Source organism: uncultured Halorubrum sp. (genome assembly GCF_937146585.1).
GTDB classification, from domain to species: domain Archaea; phylum Halobacteriota; class Halobacteria; order Halobacteriales; family Haloferacaceae; genus Halorubrum; species Halorubrum miltondacostae.
This window is the reverse complement of sequence record NZ_CAKZRO010000052.1, coordinates 71646-87221: the sequence shown is the minus strand read 5'-3', so window position 1 is coordinate 87221 and position 15576 is coordinate 71646. Positions and strand designations below refer to the sequence as shown.

At 70.6% G+C, this 15576-nt stretch carries 16 protein-coding genes, 1 tRNA gene and 1 pseudogene; 8 read left to right on the top strand and 10 right to left on the bottom strand.

Annotation, left to right across the window (positions count from 1 at the left end):
* Nucleotides 1-169, top strand: a pseudogene (locus tag Q0116_RS05045) (SAM-dependent methyltransferase); the annotation flags it as partial.
* A 105-nt stretch (nucleotides 170-274) separates the two neighbouring features.
* Here the strand turns inward: Q0116_RS05045 and Q0116_RS05040 are convergent.
* Nucleotides 275-964 (bottom strand): hypothetical protein, encoded by a 690-nt coding sequence (locus Q0116_RS05040; RefSeq protein ID WP_297886090.1) that lies wholly within the window; start codon nucleotides 962-964, stop codon nucleotides 275-277.
* A gap of 219 nt (nucleotides 965-1183) precedes the next feature.
* Between Q0116_RS05040 and Q0116_RS05035 the strand changes: the two genes are divergently transcribed.
* Nucleotides 1184-3637: an ATP-dependent DNA helicase gene (locus Q0116_RS05035; protein ID WP_297886089.1), complete on the top strand. Its 2454-nt coding sequence runs from the start codon at nucleotides 1184-1186 to the stop codon at nucleotides 3635-3637.
* On the top strand, nucleotides 3634-4227 hold the full coding sequence (gene cgi121 / locus Q0116_RS05030) for a KEOPS complex subunit Cgi121 (protein ID WP_297886087.1): 594 nt from the start codon (nucleotides 3634-3636) through the stop codon (nucleotides 4225-4227). Before Q0116_RS05035 ends, cgi121 begins: the two co-directional genes overlap by 4 nt.
* Before the next feature lie 95 nt (nucleotides 4228-4322).
* Here cgi121 and Q0116_RS05025 read toward each other — a convergent pair.
* Nucleotides 4323-4395 (bottom strand) — tRNA-Gln (locus Q0116_RS05025).
* Nucleotides 4396-4548: 153 nt separating this feature from the next.
* On the opposite strand from Q0116_RS05025, the gene Q0116_RS05020 reads away from it, so the two are divergent.
* A complete protein-coding gene (locus Q0116_RS05020; RefSeq protein WP_297886085.1) occupies nucleotides 4549-5142 on the top strand; it encodes an IMP cyclohydrolase in 594 nt (197 codons plus the stop codon).
* Between the two features lie 97 nt (nucleotides 5143-5239).
* Nucleotides 5240-7378: a S9 family peptidase gene (locus tag Q0116_RS05015; RefSeq protein ID WP_297886083.1), complete on the top strand. Its 2139-nt coding sequence runs from the start codon at nucleotides 5240-5242 to the stop codon at nucleotides 7376-7378.
* A 20-nt stretch (nucleotides 7379-7398) separates the two neighbouring features.
* Here Q0116_RS05015 and Q0116_RS05010 read toward each other — a convergent pair whose 3' ends face one another.
* The 4 genes from Q0116_RS05010 to Q0116_RS04995 form a co-directional block, all read right to left on the bottom strand.
* Entirely contained in the window at nucleotides 7399-7773 is a 375-nt protein-coding gene (locus Q0116_RS05010) for a helix-turn-helix domain-containing protein (RefSeq protein WP_297886081.1), read from the bottom strand.
* Between the two features lie 55 nt (nucleotides 7774-7828).
* Complete coding sequence (locus tag Q0116_RS05005) at nucleotides 7829-8068, bottom strand: hypothetical protein (RefSeq protein ID WP_297886079.1); 240 nt, start codon at nucleotides 8066-8068, stop codon at nucleotides 7829-7831.
* Between the two features lie 88 nt (nucleotides 8069-8156).
* Nucleotides 8157-8843: a DUF5828 family protein gene (locus Q0116_RS05000; RefSeq protein WP_297886077.1), complete on the bottom strand. Its 687-nt coding sequence runs from the start codon at nucleotides 8841-8843 to the stop codon at nucleotides 8157-8159.
* 61 nt (nucleotides 8844-8904) lie between these two features.
* Complete coding sequence (locus tag Q0116_RS04995; protein WP_297886075.1) at nucleotides 8905-9156, bottom strand: hypothetical protein; 252 nt, start codon at nucleotides 9154-9156, stop codon at nucleotides 8905-8907.
* A gap of 186 nt (nucleotides 9157-9342) precedes the next feature.
* Between Q0116_RS04995 and Q0116_RS04990 the strand changes: the two genes are divergently transcribed.
* Together Q0116_RS04990 and Q0116_RS04985 are read left to right on the top strand one after the other, a co-directional pair.
* Nucleotides 9343-9723, top strand: a complete 381-nt coding sequence (locus tag Q0116_RS04990) for a cupin domain-containing protein (RefSeq protein WP_297886073.1) — start codon at nucleotides 9343-9345, stop codon at nucleotides 9721-9723.
* Nucleotides 9716-10348 (top strand): hypothetical protein, encoded by a 633-nt coding sequence (locus tag Q0116_RS04985; protein WP_297886071.1) that lies wholly within the window; start codon nucleotides 9716-9718, stop codon nucleotides 10346-10348. The genes Q0116_RS04990 and Q0116_RS04985 overlap by 8 nt, the downstream gene beginning before the upstream one ends.
* A 40-nt stretch (nucleotides 10349-10388) precedes the next feature.
* On the opposite strand, the gene Q0116_RS04980 is transcribed toward Q0116_RS04985, so the two are convergent.
* The 4 genes from Q0116_RS04980 to Q0116_RS04965 form a co-directional block, all read right to left on the bottom strand.
* Entirely contained in the window at nucleotides 10389-12275 is a 1887-nt protein-coding gene (locus Q0116_RS04980; RefSeq protein WP_297886069.1) for a carbon starvation protein A, read from the bottom strand.
* 271 nt (nucleotides 12276-12546) lie between these two features.
* Complete coding sequence (locus Q0116_RS04975) at nucleotides 12547-13500, bottom strand: TRC40/GET3/ArsA family transport-energizing ATPase (protein WP_297886067.1); 954 nt, start codon at nucleotides 13498-13500, stop codon at nucleotides 12547-12549.
* A 28-nt stretch (nucleotides 13501-13528) separates the two neighbouring features.
* The gene (locus tag Q0116_RS04970; protein ID WP_297886065.1) at nucleotides 13529-13825 is read right to left on the bottom strand and encodes a hypothetical protein; all 297 of its coding nucleotides are present in this window, start codon (nucleotides 13823-13825) and stop codon (nucleotides 13529-13531) included.
* Between the two features lie 90 nt (nucleotides 13826-13915).
* Nucleotides 13916-14131: a hypothetical protein gene (locus Q0116_RS04965; protein ID WP_297886064.1), complete on the bottom strand. Its 216-nt coding sequence runs from the start codon at nucleotides 14129-14131 to the stop codon at nucleotides 13916-13918.
* Between the two features lie 103 nt (nucleotides 14132-14234).
* Here Q0116_RS04965 and Q0116_RS04960 point away from each other — a divergent pair, with 103 nt between their 5' ends.
* A complete protein-coding gene (locus tag Q0116_RS04960) occupies nucleotides 14235-15494 on the top strand; it encodes a GTP-binding protein (protein ID WP_297886063.1) in 1260 nt (419 codons plus the stop codon).
* Nucleotides 15495-15576 lie beyond the last annotated feature (82 nt).

Genomic DNA, 15576 nt, shown 5'->3' with positions numbered 1-15576 from the left:
GTTCCGCGAGGCCGGCCTGTACGTCGCCGAGCAGGACGCGATCCCGGACCGCGAGGTGGAGATACCCGACGCTGCCGAATTCCCGACCGAGAACTACGAGACGCGCGAGGCGATGGTCGACCGCTACCGAACGTGGGGAACGCTGTTGACGGTCGGCGTCGCGCCCTGACTCGAGTCGATTCGGCACCGTCGAAATCCTTCGAACCGATGAGAACCCCCCGTCGAATACGGGGGCGGACTCGAAACGAGATCGCGCCGTTCTCCGTACGTGTCTTCACCGCTCAGCGGATCGAACCGGCCCCATCGTAATCCAGATGAAGGCGACGACGAGCAGGGCGACCGTCGCGACGATCGGAACGACGGTCCCCTCGACCGCTCTCAGCCACACCGCAGTCCCGACGCTGACCACGGAGACGACCGTCGCCGGGATTCGAAAGCTATCGGTCCGGTAGCTGTACACTGCGAGAAACGCGAGCACGGCGGTGAGCGGGATTCCGAAAAACAGCAGCACGAAGAGGTACATTCCGCTACCGATCCCCGCTCCGTAGCCGACTACGGAGTAGCACTCCGACTCGTATCTGACGTAATTATCGACGTCCGCGTCGGAAGAGATATCGAACTGGTCGGGGTTCTCCGTCGTCGTATACCCACCCTCCGACCGGAGCGTCGAGAGGAACACCTCTCGAGCGTCCGGCGACAGTTCGTCGAACTCAGACACGCGGTCGGCCGCCGCCGTCTCACACCCCTCAACTTGCGAGTCGACCCTGTAGTCGATCCGCTCGGCGTCGGCCGTCGCCGCGCGGTACTCTGCGGTGATCAGCGCCCCGCTGGTCAGCGCTAACAGCGCCAACACGATCACGGGGATATGAGAGCGCGTCAGATCGGACCGAAAGCGTGCGACGGCTCCCGCGACGAGGAACATCGCGAGCAGCGCCCCCAGTACGATAGCCGAAGGCGAGACCATTACCCGACTTCCCGAGTAACGCGGAATAGGTCTTGTGTGGGTCTGCTGCCTACCAGGGGTGGAGCGCCGTGTCGAGTTCAAGCGGAGAGCGTTTCGGATCGGTCTCGGCTTGTACGACGCGCCCCCTGTTCGGCGTCGCCGGTCGCGCCCGCACTCTCTGTCCCCCGTCGTCGGGGGTCTTCCGACGGTTTAAATCGAGGCGGGGCCCAGACTCCGGTAATGGAACCGAGTTCGCTCTCCGGGCTCCCCGCCGGCGTCGGCGAGGCGCTCGAAGCGGAGGGCGTCGCGGAGCTGTACCCGCCCCAGGAGGCGGCGGTCGACGCGGGCGTCACCGCCGGCGAGAGCCTCGTCGCGGCGGTCCCGACCGCGTCCGGCAAGACGCTGATCGCCGAGCTGGCGATGCTCTCCTCCGTCGAGCGCGGCGGGAAGGCCTTGTACATCGTCCCGCTGCGCGCGCTCGCCAGCGAGAAGAAAGCCGAGTTCGAGCGCTGGGAGGAGTTCGACGTCACCGTCGGCGTCTCCACGGGCAACTACGACTCCGACGGCGAGTGGCTCGCGAGCCGGGACATCATCGTCGCCACCTCGGAGAAGGTCGACTCGCTCATCCGCAACGGCGCGCCGTGGATCGACGACCTCACCTGCGTCGTCAGCGACGAGGTCCACCTCGTCGACGACTCCCACCGCGGGCCAACCCTCGAAGTGACCCTCGCGAAGCTCCGCAAGGTGAACCCCGGCCTCCAGACGGTCGCGCTCTCGGCGACCGTCGGCAACGCCGACGTCATCGCGGACTGGCTCGACGCCGAGCTCGTCGAGTCCGACTGGCGCCCGATCGAGCTCCACACCGGCGTCCACTTCGGCAACGCGATCAACTTCGACGACGGGAGCCAGCGCGAGGTGCCCGTCGAGCGCGGCGAGGACCAGACCGCGAAGCTCGTCGGCGACGCGTTAGACACCGAGGAAGACGGACAGGGCGGTTCCTCGCTCGTCTTCGTCAACTCCCGGCGCAACGCCGAGTCGTCGGCCCGCAAGCTCACCGACGTCACCGGCCCGCGGCTCACCGGCGACGAGCGCGACCGCCTCAGCGAGCTGGCCGACGAGATCCGCGGCGTCTCCGACACCGACACCTCCGAGGACCTCGCCGACGCGGTCGAACAGGGGTCGGCGTTCCACCACGCCGGCCTCGCGAGCGAGCACCGCAGCCTGATCGAGGACGCCTTCCGCGACCGACTCATCAAGTGCGTCTCCGCGACGCCGACGCTCGCGGCCGGCGTCAACACCCCCGCCCGCCGCGTGATCGTCCGCGACTGGCGGCGCTACGACGGCGAGTTCGGCGGGATGAAACCCCTCGACGTGCTCGAGGTCCACCAGATGTGCGGCCGCGCGGGCCGCCCCGGCCTCGACCCCTACGGCGAGGCGGTGTTGCTCGCGAACAACGCCGACACGCAGGAAGAGCTGTTCGAGCGGTACGTCTGGGCCGAGGCCGAGCCGGTCCGATCGAAGCTCGCCGCCGAGCCCGCCCTCCGAACCCACGTCCTCGCGACGATCGCGTCCGGCTTCGCCGCCACCCGCGACGGGCTGCTCTCCTTCCTCGACAACACCCTCTACGCCACGCAGACCGACGACGAGGGGCGGCTCGCCGCGGTCACCGACACCGTCCTCGACTACCTCGAGGTCAACGGCTTCGTCGACCGCGACCGCGACGGCGGGAGCGAGGGCCTCGCCGCGACCGGGATCGGCCACACCGTCTCGCGGCTCTACCTCGACCCGATGAGCGCCGCGGAGATTCTCGACGGGCTCCGGACCGTCGCGGACGACGGGGCGACGGGGGAGAGCGACGAGTTCGTCGCGGCCAACGACCCGACCGCCGACGCCGCCGACGCCCCCGACGCCGGCTTCACCACGTACACCCGCGCCGGCGAGGACGGAACGGACGGCGACGCCTCCGAGGAGCCGGGGTCGAGCGACGACCCCGCCCCCGCGGTCACGCCGCTCGGCCTCTACCACCTCGTCAGCCGGACCCCCGACACCTACGAGCTGTACCTCAAGTCGGGCGACCGCGAGGAGTACACCGAGGTCTGCTACGAGCGCGAGGCGGAGCTCCTCGGCGACGTCCCCTCCGAGTACGAGGACGTGCGGTTCGAGGACTGGCTCGCCGCGCTGAAGACGGGCCGCCTGCTGGAGGACTGGGCGAACGAAGTCGACGAGGACCGGATCGCGGAGCGGTACGGCGTCGGCCCCGGCGACATCCGCGGGAAGGTCGACACCGCCGAGTGGCTCCTCCGCGCGGCCGAGACGCTCGCCCGCGACGTGGGGGGGATCGACGGCGACACCGTCGTTCAGGTGCGCGAGGCCCGCAAGCGGCTGGAGTACGGGGTCCGCGAGGAGCTGCTCGACCTCGCCGGCGTCCGCAACGTCGGCCGGAAGCGCGCCCGCCGTCTCTACGAGGCCGGCATCGAGAGCCGCGCCGACCTCCGCGAGGCGGACAAGGCGGTCGTCCTCGGCGCGCTCCGCGGCCGCGAGCGCACCGCCGAGCGGATCTTAGAGAACGCCGGCCGCGAGGACCCGTCGCTCGACGGCATCGATCCCGACAGCTCGGCCTCCGCGGCGGCGACCGCGGGCGCGGACGCCGACGGCGACGGCGACGGACAGGCCAGCCTGGGTGATTTCGGATGACCGACTCTGCGGCCGGTGGCGACGGAGCGCCAGCGCCCGACCCCGAGGTCCGGCTCGTCGCCGGCACCTTCGCGATCGACGACCTCGACGCGTTCCTCGGCGACCTCGACGCGGTCGCGGCCGAGACCGGCGCGGTCGTCCAGGCGTTCGACGCCGGCCTCGTCGTCTCCGCGACGCAGCTCCGCGGGGCGGCGCGGCTGGCGGCGCGGGCGATCGCTCGCGGCGAGGCCGTCGCGCGCGACCCCGGGGTCGAGGTACTGCTGTACGCGGCCGGACGCAGACAGATCGACCGCGCGCTCGAACTCGGGGTCTCCGCGGGCGAGCGACGCGTCGTCGTCCTCGCCGCGGACTTCGGCGACGTGCCCGGCGTCAAGCGCTCGGCCGCCGACCTCGACGCGGCCGTCGACGGCCTCCGGTCGCTCGCGACCGACTCGTCGGAGATCGCGAGCGGAGACGGCCGTTCGACCGAGTTCGACGAGGACCGCGTCCGCGAGTTCTACGGGGTCACCGACCGCGAACTCGCCGCGACGAACGGCGACCTCGCCGACGCCGTTCGCGAGCGGGTCGCGCTGCTGGACGTCGAGAAGTGAGCCGCGTCAGAATCCCCACCGACCCCTTCGTTTCGACTGGAGACCGCGGGACGGGGATGCCTCTTCGTTCCAGTCGAAGCGAGGTACGAGAGAAGTAGTCCATCCTGGATTCGAACCAGGGTCGTTGCCCCCAGAAGGCAACAGGATTGGCCACTACCCCAATGGACTGCGCACTTATCGATAGCCAGTACGTGTTTGTAAGCGTTGCGCGTTGCGCTCGCCGTGCGATCGGTTGGCGAGACCGCGGTGCCGCCTCGCCGTTCGGATCGCGTTCGTGCGTACATCGACGTATTTTAACCGGCCGAATCCGCACGAAGCTGTATGTACGTCGGACGATTCGTCGTCGTCGCGCCCGGTATCGGCGGCTACCGCGTCTCCTCGCGCTCGTTCCCGAACCGCCGCGTTCGCGACCGCGACGGGACGCTCACCGTCGGCCCGACCGCGGACGCGCCCGAGACGGACAACCCATACGTCTCGTACAACTGCGCCCGCGCGGTCGAGACCCCGACCGACGAGCCGCTCGCGGTCCTCGGAAACGGCTCGCACGTCGACCCGATCGCGGAGAAACTGGAGCGCGGCTACCCCGCCCGCGACGCGCTCGCGTCGGCGCTGCTCGCGCTCGACTTCGAGAAGGACGACTACGACACGCCCCGCGTCGCCGGCGTCGTCGGCGCGGAGTCGGCGACGATCGGGACGGTCCGCCGAGACGCGCTGCTCGTCGAGGCCGTCGAGGAGCCCACGGTGGTCGCGACCTACGAGACGGACTCCCCCGAGCCGTACGACCTGACCGCGACGGACGCCCCGTCGGTCGCGAGCGAACTCCTCGAGGCCGACCTCGAACACCCGGTCTGCGCCGCGGGCGCGACGGTCGACGACGGCGGCGTCTCGCTCGCGTTCGACAACGGCGAGGACTGAGCGACGACGGCGAGCCCGGCTCGCCGCTCCTCGTCCGGGCCGTCGCCCGCCTTTCCGCCTCCCGACGCCTTTTGCCTCCCCCGTCCGACCCACACCCATGGAGCCGATCACCGCCGCCGACTACCACGACATCGCGGTCCCGTCGGACCCCCGGCTCTCGCCGGACGGCGACCGCGTCGCGTTCGTGCGCCGACAGCCGAACGACGACGACAGCTACGAGACGACGGTGTACGTCGTCGACGCCGCGGGCGAGGACGACCCCCGCAGACTCACCCTCGCGGAGGGCGCCGACGCCGAGCCGCGCTGGAGCCCCTCGGGCGACAGGATCGCCTTCACCTCCACCCGGGGCGCGACCGACGACCGCCAGCAGCTGTGGGTCCTCCCGGTCGACGGCGGCGAGGCCCGCCGCGTCACCGACGTGGTCGGCGGCGTCTCGCAGATCGCGTGGTCGCCGGACGGCGAGCGGATCGCGTTCGTCCAGTCCGTGACCGCCGACGACCGCGAGGCCGACCGCGACCTCGCGGTGCCGGACGACTACGAGCCCGAGGACCACCCGGACCCGCGCGTCATCGACCGGACCGTCTACCGGGCCGCCGAGCGCCACTTCGACGGGCGCCGCCCCGGCGTGTACGTCGTCGACGCGGACGCGACGGTCGGCGGCGTCACCGACCCAGACCCGGCCGAGTCCGGCGCGATCGACCGGGTGACCGACCGCGACGCCGACTTCGCCGCGCCGTCGTGGGGCGACGCCGACACGCTGTACTACACCGAGGCGGTCGGCGACGACCCCGACGACTCCGTCGAGATCGCCATCCACGCCCACGACTTCGACGCGGGCGAGACCGAGCGCGTCCACACCACGACCGGGTGGGGCGCCGACCTCGCGGCGACCGCGGACGGCCGCGTCGCGTTCACGCACGCCGAGCCGGAGCAGGTGTCGATGCAGCCGACGGACCTCCGCGTCCTCGACGCCGAGTCGGGCGCGGTCACCGACCTCACCGGCGGCATCGACCGCGGCCTCGGCCGCGGGACGGCCCCGCAGTGGGGGCCGGCCGACGAGACGCTGTACTTCGCGACGCCCGACGAGGGGAAGACGGCGCTGTGGCGCGTTCCCGCCGACGGGAGCGCGGACCCCGAGCGCCTGCTCCGGCCGGGCACCGTCTCGGGCGCGACCGTCGGGGGCGACCCCGACGCGGGCCCCGAGTCGGTCACCGTCGCGTTCGCCGCCAGCGAGTGGGACCACCCGGGCGACGCGTTCGCCTACGACGCCGCGGCCGACGAGACGACCCGCCTGACCCAACTGAACGCCGACTACCTCGACGAGCGCGCGGTCGGTGAACCCGAGGCGCTCAGCTTCGAGTCCGACGGCGTCGAGGTCCAGGGGTGGCTGTTGACCCCGCCGGCGGGAGTCGGCGACGACGGCGGCGAGCCCGCGGACGCGGACGGGCAGTACCCGCTCGCGGTCGAGATCCACGGCGGCCCGCACGCGATGTGGTCGACCGCCGGGACGATGTGGCACGAGTTCCAGACGCTCGCGGCCCGCGGCTACGCCGTCTTCTGGTCGAACCCCCGCGGCTCGACCGGCTACGGCGAGGAGTACATGCAGGCGATCGAGCGCGACTGGGGCGCGGTCACCATGCGCGACGTGATGGCGGGCGTCGAGACGGTCGCCGACCGCCCGGAGATCGACGACTCGAACGCGTTCGTCACCGGCGGCTCCTTCGGCGGCTTCATGACCGCGTGGGCGGTCGGCCAGACGGACTACTTCCGCGCGGCCGTCTCGCAGCGCGGCGTCTACGACCTCACCGGCTTCTACGGCTCGACCGACGCGGCGTACAAGCTCGTCGAGGGCGACTTCGACACGACGCCCTCGGCGGAGCCGGAGTGGCTCTGGGAGCAGTCGCCGACGGGCCACGCCGACGCGGTCGACACCCCGACGCTGCTGATCCACTCCGAGGACGACACTCGGACGCCGATCTGTACGGCGGAGCTGTACCACCGACTGCTCCGGAAGAACGGCGTCGACACGCGGTTCGTCAGGTACCCCCGCGAGGGCCACGAGCTCTCGCGGTCCGGCGAGCCCGCGCACGTCGTCGACCGGATCGAGCGGATCGCGCGCTGGTTCGACGGCTACTCCGAGTACCACGACGCCGAGCGCGCGCTCGACCGCCCCGAGGACGACGGGCTGAGCGCCGGGGAGGAGTCCGAAGACTCGGCGGAATCGGAAGCGGAGTAGTCCCCCTCGCGCCCGCCGGCTCAGCGTCCGTCCGGATCGAACCCGTCGATGGCGTCGTGGACGTCGGCGACCCACTCGTCGAGCGCGTCGTGGAGGCGGCGCTTCGCCTCGGGGACCGGGATCGCGGTGTACTGGTAGACGTACCCGCCGGAATCGAGGAGTCGACGCCGCCGCTCGACGAGCCCCTTCTCCCGTAACGTCGACAGCGAGCGGTTCACGTTCGACCGGTCTCGGTCCAGCGCGTCGGCGAGTTCGGCGACGGTGCTGCCCGGGTACTCCAGCAGCGCGAGGTACGCCCGGCTCTCGTGGTCGCGCACGCCGAAGACGCAGGAGAGGACGTGCTCGAACGACGGCGATCGGTCGCCGACGAGGTCCTCGATCTCGGGGTCGCTCATGCGGCTCGGTTCGCGCGCGGCGTGGTTAAATGTCGGTTTCCGCGGCGCGAGGGCGTCACTCCGGAGAGGCGTAGCCCATCTGGTCGATACAGCCCCGCATCCCCGACTCGTCGGCGTGTCGGTGGAGGTTCGTGGGCGTGTCGCAGTGGTACGTCTCCCCGTCGTACCGGAGGGCGACCTCGTGGCTCGCGCCGGCGACCTCGACGTCGACGAGGATCCGCTGGCCGTCGTTGAGCGCGTCGATGAGTTCGTCGACGGACAGCTCTCCCGCCTCGACCCGGAGTACCTCGCTCATGGGCGTGATTCGGTGGTCGGCGAGTTAAAAGCGACCGATGTGTCTCGGCCGTGGTCGGACGGCGGGTCGGCGCGCTCGTCGGCTCGGCTCACGTCGTCGTCGAGTCCGGACCGCCCTCCTCGGCCGGCGGTTCGACGCCCTCGGCGGCCGCGACGTCGTCGGTCCGCTTCTCGGTCTCGACGTGCCAGCGGTCGATCTCGGACTCGTACTCGTCGAGGACCTCCGAGACCTCCCCCTTCAGCTCGTCGTCGTTGACGTTCACCTCGAACACGAACGTCTCGCCGTCCTCGCCCCGGGCGACCTCCTGGACGTTGGCGCTGACGAGTTCGTTGTCGAAGTAGTACGGGGCCATCTGGGTCATCACGTTCCGGTAGACGGCGTCCTCCACCTTCCGGATCGCCTTCCGACCCGCCGAGTCGGCCGCGCGGGCGACGTGTTCGATCGACTCGCCCCAGCTCTCGCGGGCGCTCTCGGTGTCGTTCTCCTCGACCTGCTCGTAGGACTCCGTGAGCTTCTCGCCGGCCGTCTGGAGGTCGTCGCCCGGCGACTCCCCCGCGCGCTCGCCCTCGCCCTCGTCGACGGACGCCTGCGCCGCGGTCTTCTCCGAGACGTCCTCGTCGATCCGCTCGTGGGTCTTGGGACGCCACTCGTCGAACTCGTAGTAGGCGTCCTCGTCGACGCCCACTTCGCGGAGCGCCAGGGAGATTCGCTCTCCGTGTTCGACGACGTCGCCCCAGTCGCCGCGCACCTTGAATCCGGAGATGCTCTCTTCCATCGTTCGTCACCGCTACGGCACGGACGCGTATAAGTCTCCCCGAACTGACGTGACTCGCCGCCTACTCGCCGTACGCGATCCGGCGCGCGACCGCGTCGAGCCGCTCCTTGAGGTCGCCGAGGTAGCCGGCCGGCGACGCGCGCCGCACGGCGGACTCGTCGACTTCGATCCGCTCGCCGCGGAACGGGTCGCGCTCGGCGCGCTCCTCGGGGGACTGGTCCTTCGCCACCGCCCCCACGACCGTCGACATCGAACAGCGGCCGCAGGCCTCGGCCTCGACCGCGCCGTCCGCCTCGTCTCCTTCGTCTGTCATGGTCTTTCACCGCACACAACGTGGTCCTCCCGGTTAAAACTGCGCCTCGGGAAACCGACGCCTCGGGGGCGCTCGCGCCCGCTCCGGACGGTCGGCCTCGCTCCGTCGTCGCCCGGTTCGGGGTCCGGCGCCCGCGGCCGCTCCGGTCCCGACGCCCTTTTCACTCGCTCCGTGGAATGCGTTCCCATGGGATATCGTGTCGTCGACGTCGACTCGGTCGACCCGGAGCCGGACAGACCCTGTGAGTGTCGGAAGCTGTCCGCCCCCGGTGGGCTCGACGAAGCGGCGATCAACCGGTTCAGGGCGGCCCCGGGCGAGCAGCTCCCCCTCGCCTACCACGCCCACGAGACGCAGGAGGAGGCGTTCTACGTCCTCGACGGGACGCTCGCGGTCGAGACCCCCGACCGCACGTACGAGGTCCCGGCCGACGACCTGTTCGCCGTCGACCCCGGCAGCCCGCAGCGGGCGTACAACCCGGCCGACGCCGACGAGCCGGTGACGGTGCTGGCGATCGGCGCGCCAGCGGTCTCCGGCGACGCCGTCCCGTACGACCCCGACGATGAGTGAGAACGCGACGTCGAACGGGGGAGAGCGCCGCGACCCCGAGGAGCTGCCGGCGGAGATCCGCGAGGCCGTCCCCGACTACGACGACGAGTACCTCGACCGCGTCTCCGACCGGTTGATGTACAGCTACGACCTCGACCGCGACGTCGCCGTCGACGGCGAGCGGTTCGACATGACCGCCGAGATGCGGGTGCGAAACCAGAAGCAGTTCCTCCACCCGGCCCTGAGCTACGCGGACCACGACATGCGGGAGTACGTGTACGTCCGCCGGGTGTCGACCCCGAGCGTCGGGGAGCTGGAGCGGCTCGTCGAGTTCGCCCACGACCTCGCCGACGAGCGCGTCGACGGCCACGAGGAGCACTACGGCACGGACGTCACCGTCGCGGTCGTCGCCGACCGGATCCCGGACGACGTCGCCGACTTCGTCGCCGGGTTCAGCGACCGCACCCTGCTGAAGTTCGGCTACTACGGCCACTACGAGGTGAACCTCGTCGCCGTCGCGCCCGACCGCGAGTCGCTCGTCGCCAGCGAGAACGCCGACACCGCCGCCGCGTTCCGGCTGTGGGAGCGGGTCGACCCGCCGGACGAGGGATTCTTCTCGCGGTTCGCGAAGCGCTTCTGGCGCTGAGCGTCGCGGGTCGTCGCAAAAAAGCCGCGTCGGACCGCGGTCAGTCGTCGCTCGGTTCGGCCGCCGCTCCGCTGCCGTCCCGCACGGTCGTGATGTTGTCGTAGCCGATCCGCACCAGCGACAGCGCCAGGTAGATGAGGACGAACGCGAGCCCCATCTGGACCACCGCCGATATCTGGCCGCTGAGCCCGGCCACGTTACCGAGGATCAGCTTCTGATAGAGGTTGTCCCACAGCGCCACCCACGACAGCCCGAGGACGGTGATCGTCACCATGATCGTCATCGGGACGCCGGTGGAGGCGAGCTGCTTCGACTCGTCCCAGTTCGCGAGCCAGACGGTGCCGGCGAGCAGCGCCAGCGCCGCGAGCAGCTGGTTCGCGCCGCCGAACAGCGCCCACAGCGTCACCCACTCGCCGGAGATGACGAGCAGGTACGCGACGAGCGACTGGACGGCCGGGTTCGTGTACCGGCCCTTGGCGATACTGCCGAGGTCGGCGGAGAAGCCCGTCGTCGTTCCGCTGCCGGTCGTCCCGACGATCTCCTCCATCATGTACCGCCCGAGCCGCGCCGCGGTGTCGGTCGAGGTGAGCAGGAAGCTCACCAGGACGAGCGCCATGAACGGCGCGCCGAAGCTCTGCGGGATCCCGAGGCTGGTGAGGATGATCCCGCCGCCGGTCGCGAAGTTCGGCAGCGCACCGCCGATGCCGCCGCCCGCGGCCGCCGTGGTCGCCCCGGCCACCGCGAGCGTGGAGATGGCGACGGACGCGAGCAGCCCCTCGCCGAGCATCCCGCCGTAGCCGATGAGGCGGGCGTCGCTCTCCTTGTTCAGCTGCTTCGCCGTCGTCCCGGAGGACACCAGCGAGTGGAACCCGCTGATGGTCCCGCAGGCGATGGTGACGAAAAGCAGCGGGAACAGCGGGGTGATCCCGCGCTCCCCTATCGCCAGGTCGCTGCCGAAGAAGCCCATGTACGCGCCGATCGAGGGGTCGACCGTCAGCGGCTGGGCCGAGGTGCCGAGCAGCGTTCCGACGATGATCGCGAGCAGCGCGCCGCCGACCCCCGAGTAGAGGAGGAACGACGAGAGGTAGTCGCGGGGCTGGAGCAGCACCCACACCGGGAGCGCGCTCGCGAGCGACGCGTAGACGAGGATGACGGGCACCCACGCGGCGACGTTCGGCTGAAGGATGGCGTCCGCGCTCACCACCGCGCCGGGAAGCCACGCGCCGTTGCCGAGGAACTCCAAGAGGACGATGGTCCCCTCGGGGTACGCGCCGGCCTCCACCGCCGGGAACAGCGCCATCGGGTACTGGACGCCGAGCCAGACGCCGGCGAACACGCCCGCGACGAACAGCACCGTCCCCGGGAGGAACGGACCGTCGAGCTGGTACAGGTAGACGCCGAACAGGAACGCCAGCGCGATGTACACGAGGCTCGCGGTCGCGGCCGAGGGGAACGCGTTCAACACGATCCCGACGACCAGGGCGAACACCGCCACCACGAGGATGATGGTGAGGAACGCGAACCACAGCAGCATGTCCTTGCCGCGCTCGCCGACGTACTCGCCGATGATGTAGCCGATCGACTTCCCCTCGTGTCGCATCGACCCCGACAGCGAGATGAAGTCGTGGACCGCGCCCATCAGCGGGTTGCCGATGGCGACCCACAGCAGCGCCGGCACCCAGCCCCAGATCGCCCCGGCGGTGATCGGGCCGACGATCGGCGCGCCGCCCGCGATACTCGAGAAGTGATGCCCCAACAGGACCGGCTTCTTCGCCGGTACGTACTCCTGGCCGTCCTCGTACTTGTGGGCCGGCGTCTCCCGTTCGTCGTCGAGGTCGACGAACCGAGAGAGGTACCGGGAGTACCCCACGTATCCAACGGTGAACGTACTGAGCACGGCGACGACGATCCAAATTACACTTGTCATAAGGTCCCTGCCTCGTGGTATCGATTCACTATGTTCAACTTAAACGTTATCTTCGTTCATGATGATCGCCGATTTCGTGGGATAGAGTGACCCTACGCACCGCCGAAACGAACTTAATTTCTCTGATGGATCGGTAAAATTCGCGCCAACCGGCCGCAGACCCGTCTCGCGCGCACCCGGACGCGGCCCGTCGTCGTCGCGCGCGGTTCCGGTCGGCGTCGCGCGCGATGCCCGCTTTCGACCCGCAGCGACGCGTCCGGTCCCGAGCGACCTACGGTTCCACGTCGAGCGACGCCGCCACGTCGGCGAGCACGTCGCCGCGGACCTCCGTGGTCCGGGACTCGATCTCGGCGACGAGCGGCGGGTCGAACTCCTCGCGGACCTGCGCGAGCCGGTCGCGCTCGGTCGCGACCTTCTCCCGCAGGTAGCGCGCCCCCTTGCCGGTCTCGTCCTCGTCGGGCGACGGCGTGAGCTTGTTCGCCACGAGCCCGCGGACGCGCAGGTCGCGCTCGGTGAACCCCTCGATGGCGCGCGCCGTCTCGTTGACCGACAGCTGGTCGGGGTTGAACACGAGGAAGAAGGCGGCGTCGGACCGCATCGTCTCCCCGGCGTACTCGAAGAACTCCTTGCGTTCTTGTAGCCGCTCGATCACGGGATCGCCCTCCAGCAGGCGTCGCGGCTCCATGTCGCCGACCGCCGCCTTCTCGAACAGGTCGATCGACTGCTTGCGCTTGTACAGCAGCCGGTCGATCCAGTCGCCGAGGAACTCCGGGAGCCCGAGCAGCCGCAGCGTCGAGCCCGTGGGCGCGGTGTCGAACACCACCCGGTCGTACGGGTCGCTCTCCGACCGCATCACGTCGACGAACGCGTCGAAAAGTGCGGACTCGTACGCGCCGGGCGTCCCGTGGGACATCTCCAGCTGGCGGTTGATCTCCGATACCATCGCCGCCGACACCTGCTCCGAGAGCGACTCGCGGATCTCGTCGAGGTGGCGCTGCATCTCGTCTTCGGGGTCGATCTCCAGCGCGTCGAGCCCGCCGACACCCGCGACCGGCTCGGGCTCGTCGCCGAACTGCTGGTCGAACACGTCCGACACCGAGTGGGCCGGGTCGGTCGAGACGACGAGCGTCCGGAGGCCGTCGCGCGCGCAGCGGTGGGCGTACGCGCACGAGACGGTCGTTTTCCCGACCCCGCCCTTGCCGCCGAAGAAGACGAACTGCTCCATCACTCGGGGTGTGAGACGCGGTCCGTCATCAGAAGTGGTACTGCTGGCCCTTCCGCTCGATGAGGCTCTCGCGGTCCCACAGCCGCCGCTCCCACGCCTCGAACTCGTCTTCGAGGTAGGGGAGCAGCTCGGCGGTGTAGTACGAGACCGGTGAGGGGACGCCGAACGCGTCGGGGAAGCACGCGAGCAGGAACTCGTCTTCGGTGTCCTCGGCCTCCTTCTCGATCTTCTCGTAGGCCGGGTGCGTGATCATCCCGTGGTACAGGCCCCGAACCCACTCTTCGAGGACCGCCCGAAACCGCTCGATCCGGTCGGCTACTGTCATCATCTCTCATGACACTCCTCCCGTGTTAAAAGCTGTCGCGGTCAGACCGCGGTCGCCCGTGGCGCGGCCTTGCCGTCCGTGTGCGGAGCGTCAGGCGGAGCGCCCGTCGGAGAGCTCGCCCGCGGCGTCGTCGGCGTCGGCGTCGGCGTCCTCGGCGTCGCCGATCTCGGGTCGGTCCTCGTCGCCGGGGCTCGGCGAGTGAATGTCGCTGTCGAGCGATCCCCAGACGAGGTACAGCATCGCGGCGACCATCAGCACGGTCACCGCGACGCTGACCAGCGACACGGCGGAGGCGGACAGAACCATGGCGCGAGTTCGACGACCCCGGCGTATCAACGTATCGGCTCGGGACGAGCGGCGTCGCTGCGACCGCCGGGGCGTTGAAGTCGCTCCCCGAACACCCACGCCCATGGACGATCGGATCCCGGTCACCGTGCTCTCGGGGAGCCTCGGCGCCGGCAAGACGACGCTCCTGAACCACCTCCTCCGGAACGCCGGCGACCGCGACGTCGCCGTGCTCGTCAACGACATGGGGGACGTGAACGTCGACGCCGACCTGATCGCCGAGGAGTCGGAGGTCGACGTCGAGGGGGTCACGGAGCTGTCGAACGGCTGCATCTGCTGTGAACTCCAAGACGACCTCGAGAGCGCCGTGGTGCGGCTCGCGAACGAGCGCTCCTTCGACGCCCTGGTCGTCGAGTCGTCGGGGATATCCGAGCCCGCCCCGGTCGCCCGGCTGTTCACGACGGAGTCGCGCGCGGCGGCGCGGTACCGGGTCGACGCCCTCGTGACCGTCGTCGACACCCGGCAGTTCCTCGACGCCTTCGGCGGGGAGTCGACGCCCGAGCGACGTAGCGCGCCCGGCGAGGAGGACCGACCCCTCTCGGACCTCCTCGTCGAGCAGATCGAGGTGTCGAACCTCGTCGTCTGCAACAAGGCGGACCTCTGTACCGACGCCGAGATCGACGAGGCGACCGCGCTCGTCGGCGCGCTCCAGCCCGACGCGGAGACGGTCGTCACGGAGTTCTCGGCGGTCGACCCCGACCGCCTCCTCGGGGTCGACCTGTTCGACGCGGGCGAACTGGGCGACCTCCCCGGCTGGAAGCGCGCGCTCGACGAGGACCACGGTCACGGCGACGACGATGACCGCCCGAGCGGCGACCATGACGACGACGGCCACGACCACCGCCACCCGGAGGCGGAGTACGGCGTCGACTCCTTCACGTACCGCCGCCGCCGGCCGTTCCACCCCGACCGGATCGCGGCCGTCCTCCGCGACCTCCCCGCGGACGTGGTCCGGTCGAAGGGGACGCTGTGGGTCGCGGGCACCGACCAGCGCCAGCAGGTCGGGCAGGCGGGGCGGTCGGTCCGCGTCACCGCGCTCGGCCCCTGGATCGCCGGGCTCCCGTCGGTCGAGCGCGACATGTTGCGCTCCAACCGCCCGGACCTCGACTGGGACGAGGAGCGCGGCGACCGGCTGACCGAGTACGTCGTCATCGGCACCGGCGTCGACGAGGACGCCCTCGTCTCGCGGCTCGACGACGCGCTCGTCACCGACGCCGAGCTCGCGGAGCTCGGCGACCCGGGGATCGGCGACGACCCGGCCGACGCCGACCCCGCCCCGTTCCCGACGGCGCAGGGCGACGAAGTTGCGCTCCGGGAGCCGTAGTCCGGCGAGGCGACCGGGGGCGGCCCGGTCAGCGGACGCAGCTGTCTCTCACCGAGCCGAGCAGTCGACGCCGCCGCTCCCG

What these genes read in the sequence shown, in the direction of transcription:
- Q0116_RS05040 (WP_297886090.1), bottom strand. Translation starts at nt 964, where the DNA reads ATGGTCTCGCCTTCGGCTATCGTACTGGGGGCGCTGCTCGCGATGTTC.
- Q0116_RS05035 (WP_297886089.1), top strand. Translation starts at nt 1,184, where the DNA reads ATGGAACCGAGTTCGCTCTCCGGGCTCCCCGCCGGCGTCGGCGAGGCG.
- cgi121 (WP_297886087.1), top strand. Translation starts at nt 3,634, where the DNA reads ATGACCGACTCTGCGGCCGGTGGCGACGGAGCGCCAGCGCCCGACCCC.
- Q0116_RS05020 (WP_297886085.1), top strand. Translation starts at nt 4,549, where the DNA reads ATGTACGTCGGACGATTCGTCGTCGTCGCGCCCGGTATCGGCGGCTAC.
- Q0116_RS05015 (WP_297886083.1), top strand. Translation starts at nt 5,240, where the DNA reads ATGGAGCCGATCACCGCCGCCGACTACCACGACATCGCGGTCCCGTCG.
- Q0116_RS05010 (WP_297886081.1), bottom strand. Translation starts at nt 7,773, where the DNA reads ATGAGCGACCCCGAGATCGAGGACCTCGTCGGCGACCGATCGCCGTCG.
- Q0116_RS05005 (WP_297886079.1), bottom strand. Translation starts at nt 8,068, where the DNA reads ATGAGCGAGGTACTCCGGGTCGAGGCGGGAGAGCTGTCCGTCGACGAA.
- Q0116_RS05000 (WP_297886077.1), bottom strand. Translation starts at nt 8,843, where the DNA reads ATGGAAGAGAGCATCTCCGGATTCAAGGTGCGCGGCGACTGGGGCGAC.
- Q0116_RS04995 (WP_297886075.1), bottom strand. Translation starts at nt 9,156, where the DNA reads ATGACAGACGAAGGAGACGAGGCGGACGGCGCGGTCGAGGCCGAGGCC.
- Q0116_RS04990 (WP_297886073.1), top strand. Translation starts at nt 9,343, where the DNA reads ATGGGATATCGTGTCGTCGACGTCGACTCGGTCGACCCGGAGCCGGAC.
- Q0116_RS04985 (WP_297886071.1), top strand. Translation starts at nt 9,716, where the DNA reads ATGAGTGAGAACGCGACGTCGAACGGGGGAGAGCGCCGCGACCCCGAG.
- Q0116_RS04980 (WP_297886069.1), bottom strand. Translation starts at nt 12,275, where the DNA reads ATGACAAGTGTAATTTGGATCGTCGTCGCCGTGCTCAGTACGTTCACC.
- Q0116_RS04975 (WP_297886067.1), bottom strand. Translation starts at nt 13,500, where the DNA reads ATGGAGCAGTTCGTCTTCTTCGGCGGCAAGGGCGGGGTCGGGAAAACG.
- Q0116_RS04970 (WP_297886065.1), bottom strand. Translation starts at nt 13,825, where the DNA reads ATGACAGTAGCCGACCGGATCGAGCGGTTTCGGGCGGTCCTCGAAGAG.
- Q0116_RS04965 (WP_297886064.1), bottom strand. Translation starts at nt 14,131, where the DNA reads ATGGTTCTGTCCGCCTCCGCCGTGTCGCTGGTCAGCGTCGCGGTGACC.
- Q0116_RS04960 (WP_297886063.1), top strand. Translation starts at nt 14,235, where the DNA reads ATGGACGATCGGATCCCGGTCACCGTGCTCTCGGGGAGCCTCGGCGCC.